The organism is Rhodopirellula halodulae, from assembly GCF_020966775.1.
Taxonomy (GTDB): domain Bacteria; phylum Planctomycetota; class Planctomycetia; order Pirellulales; family Pirellulaceae; genus Rhodopirellula; species Rhodopirellula halodulae.
In genome coordinates this window covers 1,577,747-1,603,934 of sequence record NZ_JAJKFV010000029.1, presented here as the reverse complement: position 1 = coordinate 1,603,934, position 26,188 = coordinate 1,577,747, and the positions used below count along the sequence as shown (strand labels likewise).

Genomic DNA, 26,188 nt, shown 5'->3' with positions numbered 1-26,188 from the left:
GCGGTGTCAAGCGTAACGATCAAAGTCCTGCACGGCGCCGACCGTGGCAAGGTCTTCGAGGGAATCGAGCCTCCTTTGACCATCGGACGGGAAGAAGGAAACGACATTCAACTCAATGACGAACGTGTCAGCCGCTGTCATCTGAAGATTCAACGCGACAACGAACGTTTGGTGTTGACCGATTTGGACAGTACCAACGGAACCAAAGTCAACGGTGCCGAGTGCCAGCTGAAGATCCTTCGTCACGGCGATCTTGTCGCCGTTGGACGCAGTTTGTTGTTGCTGGGTTCAGAAGAACAAATCGCCGCTCGGTTGCAGGCAATCGGTGGTGGAAGCAAGGGAGCCATTCAACGAGACGTGAAATCCTCGGATGAATCGGTGGGTGTCGATTTTCGCCAAGACCCAAAATCCCCCATTCCGGTCGATGCGTTGCATGTGGAAGATCTGCCTGCAATTCCCGACGATTTGACTCCTGGCCAGAAAGCACAACTGTGCGAAATCCTGGATTACCTACAATCTCGTCTGGAAAGATTGATCGATTCCGCGACGACCCAGGAAGAAACGGAACAAGTCCTGCTGCAACAGGCTGCCTGGCAGCGTCTGCTCGACGTGCAAGCACGCCTGGCGACCCTGAATCGAAAAATCACCGACCCGCAGTGGCCCTGAAGCATTTCATCGGGCTGATGGCGGGACACCCAAGCCATTGACCCACGAAAGCTTCCCTTGCGATCTACTGAATTCCAATCGACGCCGTCTTTGGCAGATCCGAACACCAACGCGTCGGAATCGTCACCCCAGGTCTCTTGTTCCACCGGAGCCGATTTGGCGGATAACATTCAGGCCGGCTCCGACACTTCGTCCGGCAATCCCTATCGAGAACTGCGTGCCCCAAAATCGTCCTTCGGCACGCTGATCGAGCCTCCGCTTTGCGATGCGGAACTGGCTCTCAAAAACAACCTCGCCACCGCCCAACGTGAATTGCCCGCGGGCTCTCTCTGGGATTCGCTCCGCAAAGACGCCCGCCGTCAAATCGTTGCCGACGCCCGCCGGTACACATCGGCTTACCGTGACGTCTCGTCCGTCGGCCTGGGTGCCTGTGCCCCGAATTCGGCCAGTTGTCGGCCGATCGTCATGGCCGGCCATCAACCCACACTGTTCCACCCGGGTGTTTGGTTCAAGAACCACACTCTGCAGAAAATTGCCGGCAATTGCGGTGCGTTGCCTATCAACTTGGTGATCGACAATGACGCGGCCTCCGCAAGATCGATTCGCGTTCCACGCCTTGAAAACCTGATGGCTGGCACCGGCGATGAATCGAATCGCCGTCGTGGCACGTGGGAAACGGTCGCCTACGATGCGGGCGGGGAAAGCCTGCCTTACGAACAAGCTGCCATTCGCGACGTCGAACTGTTTCAGCACTTTGACTCGGGCGTTCGCCGTTCGATTGCTCCGCTGGTAGGTGATCCATGCGTCACCGAACTTTGGAAACACGCTCGCGAAGCGATTGCACGCTGCAACATCGCCGGCTGTGCGTTGGCACAGGCTCGTCACGCTTTGGAAGCCGAGATGGGTTGGCAAACCCTCGAACTTCCGTTGGGTGTCGCCGTCCGGGGAGTCCCCTTCGCTCGATTCGTCATGGAAATCATCGACGAAATCGAACGATTCCAAGACGTCTACAACAGCTCCGCCGAACACTATCGAGCCTGGCACGGCATCCGCAGCTCGGCTCATCCAGTCCCCAACCTCGCTCGCAGCGATGATTGGTTCGAGATGCCGCTGTGGGTCTACGGCAACAGCCATCCTCAACGCCGCGGAGTCTGGGTGCGTCGCGAAGGCGATCAGTATCGAATTAGCGATGCTCCCAACGTTGGTGCAACTTCAGCGTCCAACGTTTCGCTGTTGGTTTCCGCGACGGACCGAGACTCGGCCGCTGAGCAAATCGCCGAGGCCGCGTCACCGGAACTGAAGATCCGCCCCCGTGCGCTGGTCACGACCATGTTTTCGCGTCTGGTCCTGAGCGATCTGTTTCTGCATGGCATTGGAGGCGGAAAGTACGACCAGCTAGCCGACCGCATCCTTTCGCAGTTCTTCCGCATCACGCCGCCCGCGTTGCAAGTCGTTTCCGGCACCATCCGCCTCCCCGGCCAATCTCCGGATCCGACCCGCGAAGACAAGCGGCAACAGTTGCTTCGCAAAGAACGTGAGTTGCAATTCCAAGGGGAAAACTGGTTGGATCCCGAGAACCCTCATCAGAAGGCACTCCGCGACCAGAAGATCGCCCTGCTAGAACAAATGCCGACCTCAGGTAGCCGAGCAACCTGGCACCATCAGGTCACTCGTCTGAACACTCAGATTTCGGCGGAGCTGACTGCCAAACGCAAGGAAACACGGGCTCAACGGCTCCACCTGGAGCAGGACGCCGCGACGGAACGGATCCTCTGCAGCCGTGAATTATCGTTCTGTTTGTTTCCGCTGGATTTCCTACGAGAATCCTTTGCCAAAATGGCATGAGCTTGACGATTGGAGTTGTCGAGCGCTAATTTTTCGCTATTCTCTGCCGTTTGCCGACGAACAAAGTTGGTTTTTGGCATCAACATTTAACCCGCGAGTAGCATCGGATGAAGGTCGTTAGTAGCATTGGAGCGTTGAAGTACCGCCACCCGGACTGCCAGGTGGTCAAACGCCGTGGACGTATTTACGTGATTTGCAAGAGCAATCCAAAGTTCAAGGTCCGCCAAGGCGGTGCTAAGGTTAAGAAAGCCCGACGCTAAACAGCCCGTCTCATCGAAGGCGGGATGAAAATCGGCACCGTTTTCGATGAGCCCGGCATTGTCCTCCCCCGCTTCTCCCCTGACTCCGCCGCCCTCTGAGCCCAGTGACCCTTCAGGTCCAAGTAACCAACGGGCTGGGTTCACTGCTGAGTCAACTCCATCGGGATTGAAGCCGGAATCATTCGCCGCTGAACTCACCGACTTGGAAACCACTCCAATCGGCTCAGCACGCCACGACAGCCAACCGGGAAGGCTGAGCACTCAACCTTCCCCACACAGGCTTGGCTCCCTGGACACCACCGCCGATCATATCTCTGTCCTACCGCTGGCTGATCTCGGCCCGGCGGAATTGGAACGTTGGGAACAAATCCGCAGCACGAGAGACGAATTCGCGCCGCCGTTTTTTGCTTCGCGGTTCGCCGCCGCCGTCAACTCCGTCCGGGGTGATGTCTGGGTCGCGGTTTTTCGATCCAGCAACAACGACCCAATCGGGTTCTTTCCATTTCATCGGATCCGTGGCATCGGTCTGCCAGTCGGACGTTTCCTCAACGATGCCCAGAACGTGGTCGCCGCTCGAGAACTTTCCGTCGATTGGTCGGAACTAGCAAAGGCCGCTCAAGTACGCGCATTTGATTTGCACGCGATCGTTGGGGGCGCCCCGGAGTGGACAGATCGCTATCACTTGCAAACGACCAAAGCCTTTCGCGCGGACCTCGGCAACGATTCAGAGTCCTATCTGCGTAACTTGCAAAAGGAACACCGGACGATCGCCAAACAAGGGCAGAAGACACGCAAACTCGCTCGCGAGGTGGGTCCTATCCGACTGGAACTCGACTGCCGTTGCCCTGACATCCTGAAGCAAACCATTCAGTGGAAAAGAGACCAGTACCAGCGAACACACATCCTGGATCTGTTCTTACCTGACTGGACCCGCGAGCTGATTCAGACACTCTACGAAAACGAACTCTCGCTCGATGGCATTCCGGAGAATTCGCCACTGAGCGAACACTTCGCCAACGACTCACTGCGCGGCATCTGCTCCGTTCTTTGGGCAGGTGACCGACCGGTCGCAACGCACATTGGGACGATCGAACGAGGAAGGCTGCACTACTGGTTCCCAACGTACGATCCATCGTTCTCGAAATATTCCCCGGGAACGGCACTCTTTACCGAGATCATCCGCAACGCGTCGTCGCATGGCATTCACTGCGTCGACATGGGATACGGCGAGCAACCGTACAAGCAAAAACAGACGGCGACAACGACCACGGTTGCCCATGGAACCATCACCGATTCCTGCTGGCATCGCTTTGCCTTTCACGCCGAAGCCACCATGGTTCAGGCTCTCAAGCGAGTCCCCATGAAGGAGACGGTCAAACGTGCGATCCGCACCATCAATCCCGCTGCAGGGATTCGAAAACTAAAATAGCCCGCCGTTGCCGACGGGCTATTTTGAATCATTCAGAGGAAGCAAGGATTACTTGCTTGGTGGCAACAGGACAGTGTCGATCACGTGGATCACACCGTTGGTTGCCATGACATCGGTTTTGACGACCTTCACTTTGTCGTTGAGCATCACGGTTCCGTCTTTGACCTCGATGGTCACTTCGCCGGCCAAGGTGTCTGCCTTCTTCAGCTCAACCACCTTTGCAGCGGGAACCTTTGCTGCCACGACGTGGTACTTGAGAATTTGAACGAGCTGATCTTTATTCTCGGGTTTCAGCAAGGTTTCCAGCGTTCCTTTTGGCAATTTGCCAAAGGCTTCATCGGTCGGGGCGAACACTGTGAATGGGCCTTCGCCGCTTAAGGTTTCCACCAACCCGCCGGCTTCGACAGCGGCGACCAAAGTGTTGAACTTCGCTGCCACAGCGGTTTCAACGATGTTTTTCTTAGCGGTTTCCTTGTGGTGATCCGCTTGAACGGTGGCGGGCAAAACGAACAGGGCCAGAGCAGCCAACATCAATTTCTTCATTAGGGAGATCCTTGTGCTTTCGATCGTGAGATCGGAACTGGGTTTGGTGAACAAGCTTTCAACAGGTCTCTTCGATCATTGGCCGATGATCGTGAACCCTCGCTTGCGTGGCTGATTCTCGAATCGCTGGACTGTACAGCCAGGACAAGCGAGCCCAGACATTTTTTTTGAAAAAGCAAGGGCAGACGCCCGCTTTCGCGGGCCAAGATTTCAAAAACTCGCGAAACCTGCGTGCGAACCGAGTGTTAGATCTCCAGTAACAACACTTGGTTTCAATTTGTACGCCAGCTCAACACACGCCGCGGACAATTGGCCACCTCTCATCTAACCACTTCACAGGGTTACTCAACAATGAACCGTTTGTCCCGTTTGCAACTTGGCCCATCGATGCGTTTCCTGGCCATGGCGGCCGTGGTGGCAGGGTTGTCGCTTCAATCCATCGCGAGCGCTCAAGAAGGTCGCGGCCGAGGTGGTCGTGGTGGTTTCGGCGGAGGCCCCGGTGGTGGTGGACCTCGCGGTGGCGGAATGATGATGGGCGGCCGCGGTGCTGGTGGTTCCGTGCTTGGCCTGCTGCGAGCTGAAAAAGTTCGCGAAGAATTGGGTGTCGACGAAACCCAAACCGAAGCCCTGAAAAAACTGGAAGAGCAGTCGCGTCAACAAGACCGACCTGACTTTGATTTCCGAAACGCGTCGGACGAAGAGCGTCAGGAATTCTTCCAAAAGATGCAAAAGCAACGCGAAGAACAGCAAGAAGAAATTCGCATGCAACTCGAGACCGTGTTGACGCTCGAGCAAATGGAGCGTTTGGATGAGATCTCGATCCAGGTCCAAGGCGTGATGGCTTTGGGAACCGAAGAAGTCCAAGAGAAGCTGGCGATGACTTCGGAGCAAAAAGAAAAGCTTGCCGAAATTCGCTCGGGCATGGAAACCAAAATTCGTGACAAAATGCGTGAAATCATGCAAAGCCGCGACCGCGAACAAATGCGGACCGCCATGGAAACGATGCGCGAAGACATGGAAAAAGAAGTCCTGGGCGTTTTGACCAGCGATCAGAAAAAGAAGTTTGAAGAAATGAAGGGCAAACCCTTCGACCTGGAAGCGCTTCGCGGTGGTAACCGTGGAGGTGCACGCGGTGGCCCCGCAGGGCGTGGTGGCCGCGGCGGTGAAGGCGGACGCGGTGGTCGTGGTCCTCGCGGTGGCGATGGTGAGTGATCACCTCGCTCGAGCCATCGTCCAGTAAAGACGTACTCGCGAACTTCGACGATTGAATCAACAAGCCGCAGCAACCCGCTGCGGCTTGTTTCGTCTTAGCCCAAGTAATTGCCCACAACTCAACGCTGATAGAGGCCAAGAGTCAAGCGTCGCTTAGCTGGCTGATTGCTCGCCGGTACGCGATTGAACCACGCGAGGTGGGCAACCTCGACTGCTGTTCTGCGAAGCTCCACCTGCTGGTCAATCGCATAGCACGACGTATGCGATGGCCTGCGTTCGACAGCCCCCGAGACTGAGATGAATCACATCAATCTCAGCCTCTTCTGCCAGCGAGGCTGCGATTCCATGTAGCTGAATCGATGGCCCTTCGTTGGGATGCGTTGCGATTTCGATCTCCGTCCAGCTCACGCCTCGACGGTGGCAACGCAACGCTTTGAAAACAGCTTGTTTGGCGGCCCATCGACGAGAGAAATGCCCGGTCGCATCGGGCCGCTGAGCACAGTGGTCAATCTCGGCTGCGGTGAAAACGCGTTCTAAAAATTGCTCGCCATGCTGTTGGATCATTTGTGCGATCCGAGCACACTGAACAATCTCCGTTCCGACAGCGACGATGGCCATGAACTATCTCAGCCCACAATTTCTACGAGCACGCTCCAGCACACTCGCGGCGACTTCGCGTGCACGCTTTGCACCTTCCGCCAAAACATCTCGGACGGAATCCAAATCGGCTTCCAACTCTTCACGCTTGGCGCGCGCGGGGGCGAAGTACTCTTCACTGACATCCGCGACGGCTTTCTTGATCTCGCCATAGCCAAAACCGCCGGCGCGATACTTCGCCGCCATCGCCGCCACGTCCTCGGGCCCGGCAAACAGCTGGTACAACTGGAACAGATGGTCGTCGTCTGGTTCCTTCGGATCTTCCATCGGCCGACTATCGGTCACGATCCGCATGATTTGCTTGCGGATCTTTTTCACCTCGCCAAACAGGGGCAACGTGTTGTCGTAACTCTTGCTCATTTTCTGACCGTCGGTACCGGGGACCTTGGCTCCCACGTCCAACGTCTTCGCCTTCGGCAACACAAACGTTTCGCCGAATGCATGATGGAACGAACCCGCCAAATCGCGACAAACTTCGATGTGCTGAACCTGGTCCACACCGACAGGAACGATCTGTGAATCGTAGGCAAGAATGTCCGCCGCCATCAGCACGGGATAGGTGAAGAGCCCGGCATCGGCGGGCAGCCCTTTGGCTTTCTTTTCTTTGTAAGCGTGACAGCGTTCCAGCAATCCCATCGGCGCCCCGGTCATCAGCAACCAAGTCAGCTCGGCCACCTCGGGAATATCTGACTGAACGAACAAGCTGGCCTTGCTGGGATCCAGTCCCAACGCCAGCAAATCCAACGCGGCGTTGAGCACGTTTTCTCGCAGCACCTCAGGATCGCGGACCGTGGTCAAGGCGTGCAGATCGGCAATGAAATAGAAGCCCTCATTGTCCTCTTGCAGATCAATGTATTGGCGAATCGCACCAAAGTAGTTCCCCCAGTGAGGACGACCAGTCGGTTGGATTCCCGAAAGCACTCGCATAAGTCAGTCAAGCAAAGAAAAATTTGTTCTTAGATGGTCCATAGTCACAGTCACTCAACTTAACCAAATCCGACGAGTTCGGGAGATCACCCCCCGACCAAAAACTCGGCTGCGTTGAAGTCTCGAAAAGGCTGGCGAAAATACGAACGCTGTCACGGCCGACTCACGGTCGATGTCGCCCGCCGCCGCAGCGGCATTGGATCAGTCTTCCGCTTTGGGCGGCTCTTGTGCTTTGGCATCCGCGATCAGCTTCTTCACCGCTTCCAACATCGCGATGCGTTTGTCGGATTCTTTTTCCGTGAAGCCAATTTCAGTCACCGAGAATCCAATCTTGGGGTGCGCGGCATTCGGATTCAGCCCCACTTCTTCCAACGGTTTGTCCAGCAAAATTACGATCGTGGCCGCGGCGAGGTCACGAATTTGCCCCTGGACTTCTTCGCCGTTAACGAATCCTTGCTGCACGGCGACGCGATCGTCGCTCAAGAAAGGCTCGACGGAGCTGACATCACCAGCCTCACCAAACCGGCTGATCAGTTGCAAGGACAATCCGATCTCGTCGATCGAGGCATCCTTTAAAGCCAACGCCTGTTGTGCCAGCGACAGAGTGCGATCCATGTTGTGCTGCATCGACATCCAAAAAATCTCCGGCCAGTTGGAACGTTGGCTCCGCTGAATCCATCCCGCGAGCGCCGCGCGAAACGGCTCGTTCAACTGGTCGTCCTTCAGCACCTCTCCCGTGACACTCATCCGCAACATCCGCAGCAATGAACCTTCGCGGACGTTGGTGAGATTCAAATCAGGGTCGTTGAAACACAACAGAATGCCAAACACATCCGCGGCGGAAGGAAGCTGCGATTGAATGAGTTGTCGTTGCTGCACCCTGGCGATGGTCGTTTCCAAGGCTCGAGCTCGCGCGTCCGTGCTGACCTCCAATGCCTGTGCCAAATCTTCGTGCCGCAACATCATCTCAATGAAAACCTCGCGGAGACGCGGGCCATCGCCCAAAATTTTTCGATACACCTCCCACCCGTCGAATGATCCGGGCTGGCCCTCCAAAAACGAATCAATGCGTCCGGCAACGGAGCTGTTCACGATTCCCGTCGCGACGTCCTCCGCCCGCAACCGAACCTCCAAATCGGAATGGTTCTCCGCCGCGACGCGAAGGGCCGGCAGTGCATCGCTGCCTAGTTTCCGAAGCCCGGCGGTCGCCCGTTCACGATTGGCAAACTCTGGTGCTCCCAACTGCGTGATCAAACTCGCAATTTCGGCGGCCTGCTTGGCTGCTTCAACGGTTTGCGGCTCGGCATTATCAGAACCGCCGTCTTTGCCTGACTCGCTGAGATCTTCCTTGAACAAGTCGCCATCGATCGGCCCCGGTTGCTGGCCCAATTCCGACTGTTCGCGAAAGACATCCGCGATGTTTTCGGGTTCCAACGGTGGCTTTCGAAATGACCGAACCTTTTCGCCCACCCCGTCCGCCCTGGGCGGAGACTGACCAATGGCCGGATTCCCGGACAAAATTGCCAGACACAGGATCACTAGAAGGGGGGCCGCCCCGTCTTTTCCCAGGCAGCAAAATCGAAGAGTCATCCCAACTTTTCCCAACAACAGCGTGCAACCAAACAGCCCATCCAGCCCCGACATTCAATCCGTCATTTCTTCGCGAATCGCGTTGAATGACCTCTCCGAAGTGTACCAGCTACCTTCGCCAAACAGCAGCATCGTTGCAATGGAACCAGCAACAAGACCGACCAAGCCACGCCATGTAAAAATTCGGTTGCCCAAACGCCAGGTCGTGGCTAGGCTGACAGAACGTCGTGGAGAAATCGCATCCCCTCCACTATGGCGTTTGTTTAGGGATTTGCGGCCGCTTGCAGCCTCACTGCTAAAAAGCCAACACATGAAACCGATCGCAATTGATCCGGTCGAATCGACCGGCGTACCGTCTCGCGCAGCGGGACCTTCTTCCACGGGCCTATCGACCCGCTGCGTCCATGGCGACTTGTCGTCAGACGCGACCTCCCGGCAGCAGGCCGAAGGAGCCATCACGGCTCCCATCTACACGGCCTCGACCTTTACCTTCGAATCCACCGATCGTTTATTGGATTTCGTGGAGGGTCGGGAAGATCGCGAGGAATACGGTCGATACGGCAACCCCAACGAACGGCTGGTCGAAAAGAAATTGGCCGCCCTGGACAACGCGGAAGACGCCGTCGTCTACTCCAGCGGCATGGCGGCGATCGTCGGTCTACTGATGAGTCGCCTGTCTTCGGGCGATGAGATCATTTTCTTCGACCAGTGTTACCATCGCAGCCGCGAATTTTGTGGCAAGCACTTGGCGAAGTTTGGTGTCGTCACTCGGCAAGTTCCCACCGGTGACTTCGCCGCGATGGAAGCCGCCATCACGCCACGCACCAAAATGCTGGTCAGCGAATCGCCCACCAACCCGCACCTGACTTGTGTGGACTTGGAACAATTCGTCGCACTCGGCAAAGCGCACGAAATCGAAACACTGATCGACGCCACCTTGGCGACCCCGCTGAACCTTCGCCCCTTGGATTACGGCGTGGATTACGTTTGGCATTCCGCGACAAAGTATTTGGGCGGTCACAACGACTTGTTGGCGGGAGTCATCTCCGGCCGAAAAGAATTGCTCGATCCGATCCGAGCCCTCCGTGGTTGCCTGGGCAGCGTCAACTCGGCTCACAGCATGTATCTGCTGGAACGAGGTCTGAAGACATTCTCTTTGCGGATGCAACGTCACAACGAAAACGGTTTGGCGGTCGCTGAGTTCTTGGATCAGCACCCAAAGGTTGACCGAGTCTACTACCCAGGACTAACCAACCATCCGTCGCACGACATTGCCAAAGAGCAAATGGTGGGCTTCGGTGGATTGATCACGTTCACCGTCAAAGACGCCGATTGGAAGACGACCTCCCGAGTCGTCGACGCGGCTCGCATCGCTCGTATCGCCCCCAGCCTCGGCGGCACAGAATCGCTGATCGAACAACCGCTGGTGATGAGTTACTTCAAGTACTCGCCCGAAGAACGCGAGCGGTTTGGCATTGCAGACAACATGATCCGATTTTCATGTGGCATCGAAGACTCCGCAGACCTGATCGCCGATCTGGATCAAGCGTTGGCAGCCGTTTGACATGAGCGACCTTAAAGACGAAACCGAATTCCGCACGCGGGCCATTCATGTCGGCAACGAAGTGGATCCTTCCACCGGTGCGGTGGTTCCTCCCATCCACTTTGCCAGCACCTTTCAACAGCCGGGTGCGGGCGAATGGGGGCAATACGATTACTCACGCAGCGGCAACCCAACTCGCTCCGGGTTGCAGACAACGCTCGCTTCGCTCGAGAACGGCTGCGGTTCGCTCGCGTTTTCCTCCGGCATGGCCGCCATCCATGCGGTGACGATGTTGCTGGAGAGCGGTGATCACGTGGTCGCCGGCACGGACATCTACGGCGGTGCCTACCGACTGCTGCACCAAATCTGCAACCGCAGTGGCATCGAGGTCACACTGGTGGACGTGACCGACCTGCAGGCAATTGAAAATGCAATCACAGACCGAACTCGACTGATTTGGACGGAATCGATCGGCAATCCTCGGATGACGATCTCCGACCTTCCTGCCATCGCGAAACTTGGCAAACGTCGAGGCATCCTGACCGGCGTAGACAACACGTTCGGCACGCCCGCGTTGTTGCGTCCGCTGGAATATGGCATCGACATCGTCATGCATTCCGCAACGAAGTACCTCGGCGGTCACAGTGACTGCTTGGGTGGTACGCTCGCGGTCGCAGACAAGGAACTTTTTGACCAACTCTACTTCGTGCAGAACGCAACGGGAGCGGTATTGGATCCCATGAGTAGTTTTCTGATTGCTCGTGGCTTGAAGACTTTGGACCTTCGCATTCGCGAACAATCTCGCACCGCACTTCGACTGGCGGAGTGGTTGGAATCACACGCGAAAGTTCGTTCGGTGTTGTACCCAGGCCTGGCATCGCATTCCCAACACGAGTTGGCGATGCAGCTGTTTGGTCAGCACCAGAATGGATCGAAGGAAACGCACGTTGGTGCAATGATCACGTTCGAATTGGACGCGAGCCTGGACCAAGTCCGTCAGGTGTGCCAATCAACCAAACTGTTCCGTCTAGCGGTCAGTCTTGGGGCGGTGGAATCATTGATCGAACAGCCCGCGACCATGTCGCATGCGTCTTACGCACCCGAAGCCCGCGCGGAACACGGCATCACCGATTCGTTGATTCGACTGTCGGTCGGGCTGGAATCTTTCGCCGATCTGCGGTCGGACCTCGAACAGGCTTTCGCGGCGACTTCGTCATAGTCATCGAGATGTCCCGTTTCGCTTCTCTCTGGCGAGCGACCGAAGCGGGTGCTGCATAACTGCCAACGGATCGCTTTCGGGTGGTAGCGAAACGGCTCTGCAATTCGGTCTGCCGCGAACCAATGCGTCTCAATGCCGTTCCATTCCCAAGGCTCGGTTTGCTCAGCGACTTTTGCTGCGGATTGCACTAAACTAATGGCTGCTTCCCCGCCCCTTCCGTCGCCCGCCCGCCTCGACATTCCATGCGTTTCCCCGACCTGTTCTCCTCCCGAGACGCATCGCGCACCGCCGCGTTGCAGTGGATTGCAAAACAGGCGGTGGAAGGCCTGACCGCAGGTCGCCATCGGTCGCCGCACAAAGGATCCAGCGTCGAGTTCAAGGAGCATCGCCCTTACGTCCCCGGTGACGAACTCAGAAACATCGACTGGCGCGCCTTTGGCAAGAGCGACCGACTCTACATTCGTGAGTTTGAGGAAGAGACGAATCTTCGCTGCACGCTGCTGGTCGACCGCAGTGGAAGCATGCGATACGCCGGTAGTCGTGCGTTGCAATTGAATGGCTCCGGCGCATCGACAGGCAACTCCGCCGGCAGTTCCATTGGCAATCGCAAACAGGATTACGCCACATCGGTCGCCGCAGCCATCGCGTACATGATGCTCTCGAGCCAAGACGCGGTGGGTTTGATGACGTTCGATGATCACATCGATGAAAGTCTGCCACCACGAACCATGCCCTCTCATTTGCAAGCCATGCTGAAAGTCTTGGCTGGCTCATCCCGTGGCGGTGAAACGGATCTTGGCACGGTGATCCGCCAGGCCATGTCGAAACTTCCCCGCCGCTCCTTGGTGGTGCTGATTTCGGACGGACTAGGTGATGCCGAATCGCTTGGCCGTTCACTCGCATCCTTGCGTGCCCAACGACAAGAAGTGGTCTTCCTGCAAGTCTTGGATCCTGATGAAGTCGACTTCCCCTTCAGTGATCGAATCGAATTTCGTGATCTAGAAAATGCGGATCAAAAAGAAGTCATCGATTCGCGACAAATTCGCGAGCGATACCTCGAGTCTCTGAAACGTCATAACGCGACCATCGAAGCCGCCTGTCGTCGCAACCGAGTCGACCATGCCCTGCTCACCACGGACACACCTGTGGTTGAGTCCCTGGCTCGCTTTGTCACGCTTCGTCGTGGTGGCGGAGTCAGCGGGACGCTGGATCGACTAAGCTCCCTCGCAGGAGCGTCGAACAAGCGATGAACTTCCTCAATCTAGGAATGCTCGCCGGCGCTTTGGCGTTCATCGTTCCGCTGGCGATCCATTTGCTGTTTCGCAGTCGATATCGATCGCTCGATTGGGGTGCCATGTTCTTGTTAAAGGATGTGGTGGCTCAAAACCGACGCCGCATGCAATGGCATCAATGGATTTTGCTGGCACTCCGCTGTGCAATCCCCATCCTGCTTGCGTTGGCAATGGCTCGTCCTCTGCTATCTTCCGCGCGAGCCCTTCCCGGATCCGAACCACTGACTTTGGTTCTGCTGTTGGACGACAGTCGTTCCATGCAAGCCGCGGGACGGCATGACCGTGCGTTCCAAGCAGCCTCCGGTTTGATTGAAAATCTCTCACGCCGCGACGAGGTGATCCTGGCCACCACCAGTCGGCTGGAGGAGGTCTTCGAACGTTCTTCCCCACGAGACGCGTTGGCAAAGCTTTCCGAGTGCACGTTCAACGGCCCGCCCAGCGACTACACGACAACGCTGCGTGTTGGCTTGGACGCTTGTCAGGAAGCGTCCCACCCCAACCGCCGGATCGTACTCTGCGGCGATTTTCAAACGAACTGCTTGCCGAGCAGCAATCGTTGGCTGGACTACATTGACGAAATTCGCGGCCAACTGGACCGCATGACACCCTCACCGCGAGTCGATCTGCTGAACGTGTCCGGTGCCGACGATGCACTCGACAACTTGCTAGTCGAATCGATCGAGACCGCTTCGCCAGCAGTTTTGAAAGATCGCTCCGTTCAGTTCATTGCCAGTGTCCGCAATGACTCCGACCGCGCGATCTCGCGAATTAGCGGACGTTGGTTGCTCAACGGGCAATCGGTGCAGACGGATTCCATCGACCTTGCTCCACGCAGCACCGCCCGAGTCGCGTTCACCCATGTTCCGGACCAATCCGGAAACCATTCACTTGCTTTCGCAGTGGAACATACCGACGCGATTGCGGCGGACAATCGTCGTCGCTTGGCATGGAACGCGTTGGAGCAAATTCAGGTTTGGCTGGTTGACGGTGCCCCATCGAACGAACCGCTTGAGAGCGAAACCGATTTCCTACGTCTTGCTCTCAGCCCATTCGCATTCGCAACCGTGGATCAACACGAGCGAGCCGACTTAGTCAGCAGCCGAGTTCTCAGTCCATCCAATTGGAAACGAGAACTAAGAAAGCACCGGGACACGGCGTCTCGTCCAGATGTGATTGTGTTTGCCAATTTGCAGAAGAGCACCATGGATCGGTCCGACGACCGAGACTTACTACAGAGTTTCTTTGCCTCCGACGGACAAGTCGTTTTCTTTGACGGCGAGCAAGTCTCCGCGGAGTCTTGGAATCAGATGGACTGGCTTCCGGCGAAACTGGATCGATTGATCACGTCGTCCGATGTCCAGCAAGTCTTGGATGACACCGTCGAAGTCACGGCGGATGAGCAACTTGATCTCGGCTTCTCGATTTTGCCACCTCGAGGCCGCCAGAGCGTTTGGGGCAGTCTGCAAGATGCCGGAGACGCCATTTGGGAAGAGGTCCGTGTGGGTCGCTACCGCCGTTTGCAACTGGATCCAACCACAGCGGAAACCACCAGTATTCTTCTGCGAACCGCTGACCAGGCTCCCTTGGTCGTTGGTCGAGGACCGGTGATCCAATTTGCAATCGGGTGCGACGCGGAGTGGTCGACGTTCCCGTTGCGAGCGATTTACCTTCCGATGATGCAGCAACTGTTTCTGAGCCTGGTTGGCGATCAAGAATCGCTGAACGTCACCGCGGGAGACCCGATGTTGCTACCGCGAATGCCGTCCGCATGGAAAGTCACACTGCCCGACGGGACTCAAGCCGACGTCGCCACCCCGAGCGACTTGCCGACCGCAGACGATCCCGAACCCAATCGTTCATTCAGCCAATTTGCTTCAACAGACGCTCCCGGCATCTACCAATTTCAATCTGCCGAATCTGACGGCGAGCAAGCCACACCAGACACCTCACTCATTCGTGTTGCCGAAATTCCCGCGGAAGAATCCAATCTGCGTGGCCTCGAATCAGATCAGATCGAAACCTTTGCCGAACGCATCGATGCTCGCCTTTTTGCGACACCGGATGCGTTGGTCGAAGCGACCGCGTCGGACCGTTTTGGGCAAGAAGTCTGGCGTCCTTTGATGGCTTTGGTGCTGCTGGTGCTGATTGCCGAGTTGCTTTGGCAACAATTTGCCGGAAGACCTAAGTCGTCCATTCGCACTTGGACTCGCCCGATTGTCTCGACACAGGGGCGATCATGATGGCCCCATTCACAAAGGTTGCTCTTGCCAGTCTGAGATTCGCTTGGGACCTGCCGACTTGGCTGATCGTGATGATCGCCGTTCTGTTGGGAGGCGCCACAGTTTGGCTCTATTCACGAGAGACCAGAACACTTGATGGTGCCGCCGCTTGGACGTTGCCGGCTCTTCGTGGCACCGCGATCATTCTGATCGTGTTGTTGCTGGCCGGTCCCATTTGGCATCACCGTCAAACCATTGGACAACCTGCTCGCCTGATCTTCGCAGTGGACCAATCGCTCAGCATGAGTGAACGCGACTCGTCCGATGGGCTGTCACCGGACCGCTTGAAACGAGCGGCTGAATTACTGTTCGGTCGTGGTGAGCAATCAGGTTGGATCGAACAATTGAAGCAAACTCATTTGATCGACGTGGTCAGCTTCGACTCGACAGCTCAGACACGATGGAAGTCATACGATGTTGACGATGATCAGACACTGGAGTCGTCGCATTCGGTCCTCGGAGAAGCCACCGGTGTCAGCACAAATCTATCCGCGGCCTTGAGACCTTTGGTTCCCACCACGGACGCCGATACGTCGGACGACGCGATTCCGACTGAGCAACTCGAGACGGGAACACCGCTGGCTCTGGTCATGCTTTCGGATGGGCGAGACTCCGCCAACGTCGCAGACGCATCCGATCTTGCTTGGCAATTGTCGCAAACTGGATGGCAGATTCACACGATTGGAATGGGCAGCATCGATGAACCGGCGGACATCGGAATCATCAATGTGCTGCACCCAGAGCGGATTGCCTCGGATGGACGACTGACGGGAACGATCGTTGCGAAACACTTTGGTGTTTTGAATGAAACACTCCGTATCAACCTTCGATCCGGCGACCAAGTCGTCTGGAGCGAGTCAATCGTGGCAACGGAAGACGGCCAAACGGAAGTTGATTTTGAGTTTCCGGTGGAAACACTCAGTCAGCGATTATTGGACAACGAAAGCCGAGGGGTGGATCACGACAGTTTGGTACTGCCATTCACGGCGACCATTTCGCGGGAGAACGCTTCCGTCTCTGCATCCAAAGAATCGCCCCGCACCGATGGCAATCAACTCGCGTCATCCTTCGACCTCGGACAATCCGACAACGACCGCTGGGATTTTCGCGTCGCCGCGGCCAATCGTGACCGCCGGTTGTTGATCTTGGACGGTTCCTCACGCTGGGAGACTCGCTACCTGAGGAACTTGTTCGCCCGTGACCCAGCGTGGGAAGTCGACACAGTTCTGATCGGTGCCGGCACGGACATGCCAAACATCCAACGTGGCGACCAGAACGACGAAGTCCCTCAGACCGAGACCGATTGGGGCCGCTACGATGCGATTGTTTTTGGCGAAGTCCCGCCGGAACAATGGACGGATTCGGATTCGGAAGGCTTGAAAGGTTTTGTCAAACGCGGCGGCGGATTGATCCTTTTAGACGGTCGATACAACCGCCTTTCGCGAATTGAATCTTTGAGCGACTTGATTCCAGTCAATTTCGAACAAGCTCCCACAATTTCCGACAACACGGCACTGCTTCGCTACCAAAAAAACCAACCGTTGGTGAAATCAATCGGTCCGTCGACGGCAGGTCGTTCACAGCCCGTGATGTTGCTGGCGGCTGGCACCGACAACAATGAAGAGTTGTGGCGCGCAATGCCGACGCCGAACTCCATTCCGCCCATCACCGCTCGTGCCGACGCAGAAGTTTGGGCGGACGCCATCGTTGAACCAACTCCGGACGGTCAAAACGATCGTGTTCCCTGGTTGGTCACGCGGTTGTTTGGTGCCGGCCGAGTGTTCTATCTCGCCACAGATCAAACCTGGCGTTGGCGTTACAAGGTCGAGAGCCAATTGCATGGGCGATTTTGGAATCAACTGCTCACCGCCGTCATGCCGCCACCGTACGCCGTGCGAGACGACTATGTTGCCATTGGCACGGATCAGATCGACTATTCGTCCGGTCAAAAAGCGTTGATTCGGGCAAGGCTGTTGGACACGGATGCATTGGAGACAGACGCTTCCAATCCATCGACGGCAACAGTCGACGCGATCCTGATTCGCGATGACCAAATTTTCGCGACGATTCCATTGAACTTGGACAACGCCGCTCGAAAGACGTACCTCGGTCAAACTCCACCGCTGCCGCCCGGTGCGTACCGTGTCCGTATTCGAGCCAGCGGCTATGACGCCTCGGCTTTGAAGGCCTCGGCACCGATCTGGGTGGAATCAGCCGGAAAAGGCGAATTGGATCGTGTCGCGGTGGACGAATCGAGACTGAAAGAGATCGCTTCCGCGGGAGCCGGCACATATGTCCACGAATCATCCGCCGAGGAAATGTTGAACCAGTTGATTCCACTTTCCCGTGGCCAGATCATAGAAACAGACACGCTGTTGTGGGAATCATGGTGGCTATTCGTTGTCGTTCTGCTGCTGTTGGCGGCGGAATGGTGGATGCGAAAGAGGTCGGGACTGATATGAGCGAAGTGCCCTATGGAATGTCGAGCCCCATTCAGTTGAAGGCTCCCACCGCCCCCAGCGAACTGCTGCCAACGACGCGAAGCGTGCTTCGCTCGTTCGCGAGACGCCGAGCTTGGCTTCAGGTTTGTCGTGGCATTGCGATGGGCCTCACGGTGCTGGTCATCGCAATGCTACTCCTCGCCGCGATCGATCATTTCATTCGCCCGGGCAACATCATTCGCGCACTGCTCAGTCTTGTCGCCTATGCGGGTGCAGGCTGGTTTGCATATCGATCCGGAATCGCATCCGCACTGAACAGCAATGACGCCGACGTCGCCAACAGCTTCGAATTGGCACAGCAGCAAATGCGAGGACAAGTCTTGTCCGCCGTGGAGTTGGCTGAAGTCGAACACCTCAACGGTTCACCCGATTTCCGATGTCGGCTCCAAACCAATGTCGCATCGCAGATGGTCGGCGTGGAAGTCCGCCGCTTGCTGCCCTGGAAAATGATTGGCCAAACCATTGCGATCGCATGTGGTTTGTTTTTGGTCGTCGGCCTATTGAGCCTGATCCCCAATTTGCAGATGGCACGTCGACTCGCGCGAGTCTTTGTGCCCGTCGCTCCGATCCAACGTGCATCGCTGGCGAAGATCCATTTGCTGCAACCCGATCCCGCCACCGGGATGGTTGCCGAAGGCGACTTGGTAGGGGTGATGGTCCAAGTCGAACGTCTGGGGAAATCAGAAGTATGGCTGGAAACTCGGGGCGAATTTGGCTTCAACCGCCAAAGGATGGTTCACCGCATTGACGATGACCTGATGGATGATGTCGCCCCCGCTGGCGAATCAGACTCGAAGCAACGAGCGAACTACGCAGCGAATTTGGCGATTGAGCAAACGCCAGTTGATTATCGAATCGTCGCGGGCGACGCGGAAACTCTTTGGAACACGTTGACACCGCGGCCGAGGCCACGGGCGATCAAATTTGAAAAGGAGTATCAATTCCCGGCTCACACGAAGCTTCCCAACCGAACCGTGACGGAAACGCACGGTGACCTGAACGCATTTGTCGGAACCAAAGCTTTGATGACGGTCACGTTCGACCAGCCCGTTCGAGATGCCAAAGTGCTGTTCACGACGCGTGGTTCCGGGATGGATCTTCAACCGGTTTCGTCCGACAACCAAGAGTTTCAGATCTCTTTGCCAATCTCGACGCCGGGCAGCTTTCGAGTCGACGCAATCGCGAAAGAGTCGGGCCTGAACAACCCGTTTTCACCTCGTTACACGATCGATCCAATTGTGGATCGCAGCCCCATCGCGAGCTGGAATGATTCGTCGCCTCGACGCCAGATCGCTTCCCCCGCGGCGGTAATCTCTCTCTCAGGAGAAGTCGAAGACGATATGCCGATGGACTATGCCATTCAGCAGATCGTGCTGGAAGGCGAGGGCATCGTCGAAAACCGACTCGCGATTTCACCTGCGTTGAGCTCCGCGCCGATTGATGTGCAGTGGGATTTGGCACGGTTTGACGGCAGGAAGTCTTCTGATGCGAAACTCCCCTCCGGCAGTCGCTTGCGAACCCGTTTGATCGCGGTTGACCGATCCGGACATCGTGGCCAATCGGATTGGATTGACGTCTATATCGCCCAATCAAATTTTGATCCGGCCCGACATCAATCACTCAAGAAACAACAATCTCTGACGCAACAGATCGTTCCTTGGCTCGACGAGTTGCTTCAACTGAACGAAGAAATACGAATCAACATTGACAAAGGTCTGCAAACACCGGATGCAAACTCCGCTGGCCTGGACGATGAAACCGAGAGACAGTTGCAGGAACTTGCTAGCCGTTGGGAAAGCATCTCGGGATGGGACGAATCCGGTGATGAGATCGCTGCGACTGACGGCGCGACAAGTATTCGTCAGATTCTTGCGGAGGTTTCTGATCCGATCACCATCGACCAGTGGGCTCGAGTGATCTCAGCGGCCAACCATGCCTTTGCACAATCGCAAGCCAACGTATCCGCCTGGCAGTCTCTATCCAAATTGTCTTCAACAAGCGATGCAGCCAACCAGCGAAAACGTGTCTGGAGCACGTTCGGCGCGCAACCAAAGAACCTGTCTCGTCTCACCAAACAAACGAGCGATGCGGTCCAGGCGATGCTCGCCATCGAGTTGGCCGTCGGTCTCTCGAAAGATCTGCAAACCATCCAGTCCACCTCGGAGTTGTTAGCGGATCCTTCCGCGGGCATCCCGCTGATTCGGCTTCCGGGTCAAAGCGAATTGCTGGTGCAGCAACTGCGACAAGTCAGCGGTCTGCTGAAAGAGTTCGAGAATGATGTTCCCGAACAAGTCAGCCGACATCACGAACAAATCCATCGCTTTGTCGATCAGAAAACCCAACTGATCAACGACGCCCGAGACCAGCTTCGCACCTCACAAGACGGAAACGCGGAAAAACCGTTCCGCGAAACCATGCGTCAAATTGCTGCCGAGATCCAGTCTCTTCGCATTCATGCGTTGCTGCACGGAGAGGCTTTTCGACAGGTCCTCACCATGACCAAAGAAACTGCGGCCGAACCGCTTGCGTGGACCGGACTGATGCGACGTCTCGCTCGAGTCGACAAACAACAAACTGACGCCAAACGCAGGATCGAACAACTGACGGAGCGAGGTGATTCCAACGAACTGGCCGAGGCGAAGTCTTTCGAGAACGTCTACGGCGAGCACTACGAAACGTTGACGACGTCGATGCTACAGAGACTGGAAACACTGAAGTTTGCGGAAGAACAACGTGCTGACTCCAAAGTCACGATCGTTTCGGACCTCGATCTGATTTTGCGATCGCTGCGAGAGGTCACCTCCGAGGGCTTCAGAGTTCCAGATTCTTTGCAGGTTGACCAAAACGTTTTCTTTGATCGTTTAACGAAAGCGATCATGACGCTCGATGCGGGCAACCTCATCCAACGTTCCTCTAGACAACTTCAGTATGTTGCGGATCGTGAAAGGTACGCACGTGGTGAAGCGGACACGGTCATTCAACAACCAATCCGGATGGAACACATTCAAACCGCCAACGAAGTGCCGATGGCGCAAATCCGGCACATTGGCATGGAACCGAAAACTGCCGATCGTTTGCAGGCGACTCGCTGGGATGCAAACGCCAGCCAAGCACGTGACCGCTTGAACCGTCGACGCTGGGCAAATGAAATCCCGGTTTCTGCCGCCATCCCCATCGAATCACTGGTCGCCGTTTACCAGTCCACCTCCAGCGAAGTGGATACTTTGATGGAGGAGGCGAGACTGTTTCTGAAGAGCATCGCACCTTCACTTGCTGACCAAGCTCGAGAAGCGGCCGTGGAAGCTCAACAACAAAGTCAAGCGATTCAAGAGGACCAATCCGAGAATCCCGACGCTCCAGCGGAAGTTGCCGAGGCAGCGGAGGAAGAATTCGAAACGCTCAAGGCTCAAGTGACCGACATCGCTGAACAACTTGCGAACCGAGCTAACAATGCGGACTACTCTTCCGCGGAGGAGTCACAAATTGCCAAAGACGCGGACACCGCGATCGCCGCAATGCAACAACAATCGGAAGCGATTGCCAAAGAACTCAGCGAAAATGCACCGGACCAAGCCTCGGAAAGCCTGCAGGATCTGGCCCAAACGTTGGAGGCGGTTGCGGATCATTTCGAGGCGGTCGATTCGGGGGAGGACGCCGCGCAGACGCGAGATGCACTCGACCAGTTAGCCAAGTTGGAAATGCCTGATGCCGCGATGAACAGCTCGTTTGATGCGGCGGAGTCGGTGGCTCAGGCCAATCAAATGACGCCCGAACAATTACTCAAACAACTGGAAAAGAAGCTTCCCACCGACGACACAATGCAAGAGTCGTTGCAAAACATCACGGAGCAAACGGTTCAGGCTGCTGAGCAAATGATCCGGGAAGCTGCCAATGAAGAAACCGACTTGCGTCGCAATCTGGAACGTTCGGACGCTGAGTTCTCCGAACGCAAACGAGTGGCTCGTGACGAGCTTCGATCGTTAATGGACCGGGCCAACGCGGTCCAAAATCATCTCCTGGACGTCGCGGAATCTGCGAGCGGTTGGGCCAACGAACCAGCGACTCGGAAAGAAATCCAAGACGTGCGTTCGCAACTGGACAATGCGACGCGGGCCGCCGCACAATCGCAAAACGAACAAGCTTTACTCGACGACCTTCAAACGGCCAACGAAACACTTCGCGAAGCCGTGCAAGCTTCCGCGGAGCAGACAGCAAAGCTCGAGGCACGTGCACGACGTATGCAGCAGAACTCGCTCCACAACAGCGAGAACTCACGAGCCAAAGCTGCTCGACAATTGGAGTCCATGCAGCGCCGCAACAAGAACGAATACTTGCAATCACTGCAACGCGAAACCCAGGCGTGGCGACGCAGTGCCGACGAAGCTGGGCGGCGTATCCAGCAGGCTCAGAACCAAGAACGTAACGCACGCAATCAATTGAACCGGGCGGAGAGCCAGCTCAAAAAGCATCCGGATGAAGCGTGGGCGAAGCAAGACGTTGCCAATCGGCAAACCCAAGTCGACGAAGCCAAAATGGCTGCCGAAGCGGCCAAGCAAACTCGCGATGTTGCACGTGCAGCGGAGGAGAAGTCGAAGGCGAGATACGAGGATGCTCGCAACCGAGCGGTCGCCAACTTGGACGCTGCCAATCCCGCTGCTGAATTGCTTGCTCGAGCGACCCAGCAAGCCGCCGAAGAGCTTCAGTCCATCGCAGAGTCGTTGCAAAGCAACCAAAAATCATTGGCGATGGCTGACACACTCTCACCACCCGATTCATCCAAAGAGCCTTTCACAACTCGACAGGAACGCTTGCAAGATTCAGTCGCGATGGCAGCGGAAGAACTTCGCCGCGCCGCGCGACATGAACAGCGTCTGGGCAACGACACCTCCTCAACCGAGCTGTCCGAGATCGCAGACGACCTCGAGGAAATCAACCAAGAATCGATGAACAGGTCTCGCGATTCACTTCGATCGGGCCGAGCCAGTCAGGCCAACGAGCAATTGGCTCAGGCGGCCGACCAACTGCGACAACGTGCTGATGCATTGGCTCGGCAAAGTCAGCAACAGTCGTCTTCGGACTCATCCGAATCGTCTTCTTCTCAGGCAGCATCCTCGGAAGGTCCGAGTCAAAAACTTGCCAAAACACTCGACGAATTGGATCGCGCGATCAATGCCCCTCCGCCAGAAATGCAGGAGGGAAGCTCGAGCAACCAACAGTCGCCCGAAGGTGACTCTCAATCCGCTGATTCACAAGACCAAACGGATACTTCTCAGTCTGGGCAATCGGAAGGCGAAAGCGGTCAACCGTCAGCCGAAGGTGAAAGTCAGTCGGGTGGTGACTCACAATCGCAATCCATCCAAAGCACCCAGATGTCGTCCGGCCAGGCATCGTCCACGCTCGCGGAAGCTGCGGAACAAGCCATTCGCAACCTGGCACAGCAACGGCGACAACAAGTGCAGCAGATTGCTCAGGCCGGAATGCCAACGACCAATGGCGAGCAAGCATCCGCGGAGAAGATGGCGGACCAAGCCAATAATCCAGCGTTGGGAGAGGGACAGAACCGCGACAATTCGCTGATCGATGCGAGTCAGTGGAACATCGTCGATGGTGATTGGGGATCGCTTCGAGAACAGCAAACCGAAGAAGTAATCCAAGACCGAAAAGTGCGGATCCCGCTGACCTATCGACGCGCGGTGCAGGCCTATTTCGAAGCAGTCTCGGCCGAATCCAGCAAATCGAAGTCGTCAGCGCCCCGGGACAAGGAGGCTGACAATGAGTCGGAATGATCATGCTATCGAGACTCGCCGCCAGTGTTTGGCGAGACTGCTTGCATCATCTGTCGGTCCAATGATGCTTGGCTCACTGACCACGATGAATGGCACAACAACGCGGGCAGCCGAAGACCCACGTGACCTGTACGTGGACGACTCGATTGACCAATCCGTGCGCCGGGGCGTGCAGTTTCTTCTTCGGTTGCAAAAGGCCGACGGCTCGATCGCAGACCGCGGAAACTCAACCGCCATGACGTCTTTGGTCATCATGGCTCTGGCCTCCATCGGCACAATCCCAGAGCCCAGGACCGCTGAAGGCCGAGCCATGAGCAGGGCCATCGAATTTGTGTTGCAACCCAGGAATCAAACGAAGGGTTATTTTGGACACCATGATGGATCCCGAATGTATGGGCATGGCATCACCACGCTCATGCTGACCGAGATCCTTGGCATGGGAGCCACAATTGATCAAAACGAACGAATTCATCAAGCACTGGTTCAAGCGATTCAGGTCATTCTGAAGTCTCAAGCGGTTCGCAAACCGCAACGTCTGCAAGGCGGGTGGCGTTACAAACCCGATTCCCGTGATTCAGATTTGTCGGTCTCGGTTTGGCAAGTCATGGCATTGCGATCGGCTAAGAATGACGGACTGGATGTTCCCGCCGAGGCCATTGAATTTGCGGTGGAATACCTGGAAGAGTCCTACACATCGCCTCTTGATGAGAACGGGCAACCGCGAGAAAAGGTCAGCGGTTTTGCCTACACACCCGGCACGCATCATCCAGCCTTCACCATGACCGCCGCTGGTCTGCTCGCCATGCAAACCTGCGGACGGTACGACTCGCCATTGGTTGCGGGGGCGGCGGCGTGGTTGCTGGAACATCCGCCTCGCACCAACGAACGCTTCTTCTTCTATGGCATGTACTACTACGCCCAGGGGATGCACCAGGTCGGTGGCGAGGCCGCTGAAACGGCGGCGAAATTGGTTCCCGAACTGCTGCTGCGTCTGCAATCCGACAACGGATCTTGGGCCAGCCATCAGGGCGAGGAAAGAAACGTCGGCTTGGCGTACGCGACCGCTCTGTCGATTTTGAGTCTCAGCGTTCGCTATCACTACCTACCGATTTACCAGCGGTGAACGAATCGCCCAAAGTCCCCGGCCGGTCTTTTGGCATCATGAAACGCTTGCATTTCCGCAGTTCCAATTTTTCGGGTCGAAGGAATTGGATTGACAACCCGAAGGCGGCTGGGAATACTACCGCCAACGTTACGTGGTGCCAGTCTGTCGAAGCTGACAGTCTGGAAACAGGGAACTTCGGTGCGATTCCGAGACGGCCCGGCCGCTGTATCCGACATGAAGTTGATTCAACTTCAGCAGCTATCCTTCCTCTTGTGCCATTGTCATTGATCGGAGTTTTCCGTGACGGACGAGAAGGCGAAGGTTGCAGTTTTTGTCGGGAGTCAGAAGACCTACCACGCAACGGACGCTAAGTGACCTTCTTGGGCGAGGTCGGCGTCGAAGCGAAACGGACTTTCGCTTTGCCATTTTCATCCACTTCGGTTTGGATTGTTCAACGAGGTTGATAGCATCAACATCGTCGGGCGAGCAGACCGCATCGACTGCATGGCATCGTGCTCCTTCCCGCGTTCCAACAAAACCCCGCTCGAACTGCGCAAACAGGTTTCACCTTGGTGGAGCTGTTGGTTGTGATCGCCATCATTGGCGTATTGGTCGGTTTGTTGTTGCCAGCGGTGCAAGCCGCCCGTGAAGCCATGCGACGAGCCAGTTGCCAAAACAACTTGCACCAAATCGGATTGGCACTGCAGAACTACCACTCGGCCTATCGACACTTTCCACCGGGCGCAATTGAGGTCCGACCGCAATTTCCCAATGGGAAACAGCATGCTTGGTCGGCGTTCGTGTTGCCTTTCTTGGAGCAAGCATCCCTTGCCGAACAGATCGATTTTGGTCTGCCATTCGATGCCCCCGAAAACGAGGAGGCAGCCTCGACCGTGCTTCCTGGTTTTCTCTGCCCAACCACTCCACGTTCCGAGGGCACGATTCAGGGAAGGGGTGCTTCGGACTACGGCGGCATCTATGGCCAACGGATCACCGGTCGCAACGATCCGCCCAACGGCATGATGCTTCACGATCGAGCATTGGCCTTTCGGGATGTGTTGGATGGCAGTTCGCACACAGTGATTGTGTCAGAAGACGCCGCCTTTCCCGATGGGCAATGGATCAACGGTCGCAATCTTTTCGACCAAGCTTTTAGCATCAACCAAGCCCCCGCATTTGAGAACGACATGCGTAGTTTCCATGTTGGCGGAGTGATGGTTTTGAAAGTGGATGGATCTGTCTCGTTTTTGACCGAGCAACTTGACTTGGAAATCCTGGCTGCTCTTTGCACCCGTGCGGGCCACGACAACGCCAATCTGTAAGACACACCCAAC

General features: G+C 56.3%; 17 protein-coding genes and 1 riboswitch. Of the genes, 13 read left to right on the top strand and 4 right to left on the bottom strand.

Annotation, left to right across the window (positions count from 1 at the left end):
* Positions 1–3: 3 nt before the first annotated feature.
* The 4 genes from LOC70_RS18725 (at position 4) to LOC70_RS18710 (ending at position 4,200) form a co-directional block, all read left to right on the top strand.
* Entirely contained in the window at positions 4–666 is a 663-nt protein-coding gene (locus LOC70_RS18725) for an FHA domain-containing protein (RefSeq protein WP_230255510.1), read from the top strand.
* Between the two features lie 57 nt (positions 667–723).
* Entirely contained in the window at positions 724–2,511 is a 1,788-nt protein-coding gene (locus LOC70_RS18720) for a hypothetical protein (protein WP_230255509.1), read from the top strand.
* A gap of 107 nt (positions 2,512–2,618) precedes the next feature.
* Positions 2,619–2,771: a type B 50S ribosomal protein L36 gene (gene ykgO / locus LOC70_RS18715; protein WP_040763550.1), complete on the top strand. Its 153-nt coding sequence runs from the start codon at positions 2,619–2,621 to the stop codon at positions 2,769–2,771.
* Between the two features lie 166 nt (positions 2,772–2,937).
* The gene (locus tag LOC70_RS18710) at positions 2,938–4,200 is read left to right on the top strand and encodes a GNAT family N-acetyltransferase (protein WP_230255508.1); all 1,263 of its coding nucleotides are present in this window, start codon (positions 2,938–2,940) and stop codon (positions 4,198–4,200) included.
* Positions 4,201–4,248: 48 nt separating this feature from the next.
* Here LOC70_RS18710 and LOC70_RS18705 read toward each other — a convergent pair whose 3' ends face one another.
* The gene (locus LOC70_RS18705) at positions 4,249–4,743 is read right to left on the bottom strand and encodes a fasciclin domain-containing protein (protein WP_230255507.1); all 495 of its coding nucleotides are present in this window, start codon (positions 4,741–4,743) and stop codon (positions 4,249–4,251) included.
* Positions 4,744–5,094: 351 nt separating this feature from the next.
* Between LOC70_RS18705 and LOC70_RS18700 the strand changes: the two genes are divergently transcribed.
* Entirely contained in the window at positions 5,095–5,955 is an 861-nt protein-coding gene (locus LOC70_RS18700; protein ID WP_230255506.1) for a hypothetical protein, read from the top strand.
* Positions 5,956–6,195: 240 nt separating this feature from the next.
* On the opposite strand, the gene acpS is transcribed toward LOC70_RS18700, so the two are convergent.
* The 3 genes from acpS to LOC70_RS18685 form a co-directional block, all read right to left on the bottom strand.
* Positions 6,196–6,573: a holo-ACP synthase gene (gene acpS / locus LOC70_RS18695; protein ID WP_230255505.1), complete on the bottom strand. Its 378-nt coding sequence runs from the start codon at positions 6,571–6,573 to the stop codon at positions 6,196–6,198.
* 3 nt (positions 6,574–6,576) lie between these two features.
* Positions 6,577–7,539 carry a tryptophan--tRNA ligase gene (trpS, locus tag LOC70_RS18690; RefSeq protein ID WP_230255504.1) on the bottom strand — a complete coding sequence of 321 codons (963 nt, stop codon included), beginning with the start codon at positions 7,537–7,539 and terminating at the stop codon, positions 6,577–6,579.
* A gap of 201 nt (positions 7,540–7,740) precedes the next feature.
* Entirely contained in the window at positions 7,741–9,129 is a 1,389-nt protein-coding gene (locus tag LOC70_RS18685; RefSeq protein WP_230255503.1) for a hypothetical protein, read from the bottom strand.
* 310 nt (positions 9,130–9,439) lie between these two features.
* On the opposite strand from LOC70_RS18685, the gene LOC70_RS18680 reads away from it, so the two are divergent.
* The 8 genes from LOC70_RS18680 (at position 9,440) to LOC70_RS18645 (ending at position 26,176) form a co-directional block, all read left to right on the top strand.
* The gene (locus LOC70_RS18680; RefSeq protein WP_230255502.1) at positions 9,440–10,693 is read left to right on the top strand and encodes a trans-sulfuration enzyme family protein; all 1,254 of its coding nucleotides are present in this window, start codon (positions 9,440–9,442) and stop codon (positions 10,691–10,693) included.
* Between the two features lies 1 nt (position 10,694).
* Positions 10,695–11,891: a trans-sulfuration enzyme family protein gene (locus LOC70_RS18675; protein ID WP_230255501.1), complete on the top strand. Its 1,197-nt coding sequence runs from the start codon at positions 10,695–10,697 to the stop codon at positions 11,889–11,891.
* 242 nt (positions 11,892–12,133) lie between these two features.
* Positions 12,134–13,141, top strand: coding sequence for a DUF58 domain-containing protein (locus tag LOC70_RS18670; RefSeq protein ID WP_230255500.1), 1,008 nt, complete (start codon positions 12,134–12,136; stop codon positions 13,139–13,141).
* Complete coding sequence (locus LOC70_RS18665) at positions 13,138–15,423, top strand: BatA domain-containing protein (protein ID WP_230255499.1); 2,286 nt, start codon at positions 13,138–13,140, stop codon at positions 15,421–15,423. The genes LOC70_RS18670 and LOC70_RS18665 overlap by 4 nt, the downstream gene beginning before the upstream one ends.
* A complete protein-coding gene (locus tag LOC70_RS18660) occupies positions 15,420–17,924 on the top strand; it encodes a vWA domain-containing protein (RefSeq protein WP_230255498.1) in 2,505 nt (834 codons plus the stop codon). The genes LOC70_RS18665 and LOC70_RS18660 overlap by 4 nt, the downstream gene beginning before the upstream one ends.
* A 17-nt stretch (positions 17,925–17,941) precedes the next feature.
* Positions 17,942–23,749 carry a peptidase gene (locus LOC70_RS18655; RefSeq protein WP_230255497.1) on the top strand — a complete coding sequence of 1,936 codons (5,808 nt, stop codon included), beginning with the start codon at positions 17,942–17,944 and terminating at the stop codon, positions 23,747–23,749.
* A gap of 61 nt (positions 23,750–23,810) precedes the next feature.
* The gene (locus LOC70_RS18650; RefSeq protein WP_390889089.1) at positions 23,811–24,872 is read left to right on the top strand and encodes a prenyltransferase/squalene oxidase repeat-containing protein; all 1,062 of its coding nucleotides are present in this window, start codon (positions 23,811–23,813) and stop codon (positions 24,870–24,872) included.
* Positions 24,873–24,989: 117 nt separating this feature from the next.
* A riboswitch (cobalamin riboswitch) is annotated at positions 24,990–25,226 on the top strand.
* Positions 25,227–25,366: 140 nt separating this feature from the next.
* Positions 25,367–26,176 (top strand): DUF1559 family PulG-like putative transporter, encoded by an 810-nt coding sequence (locus LOC70_RS18645; protein ID WP_230255495.1) that lies wholly within the window; start codon positions 25,367–25,369, stop codon positions 26,174–26,176.
* Positions 26,177–26,188 lie beyond the last annotated feature (12 nt).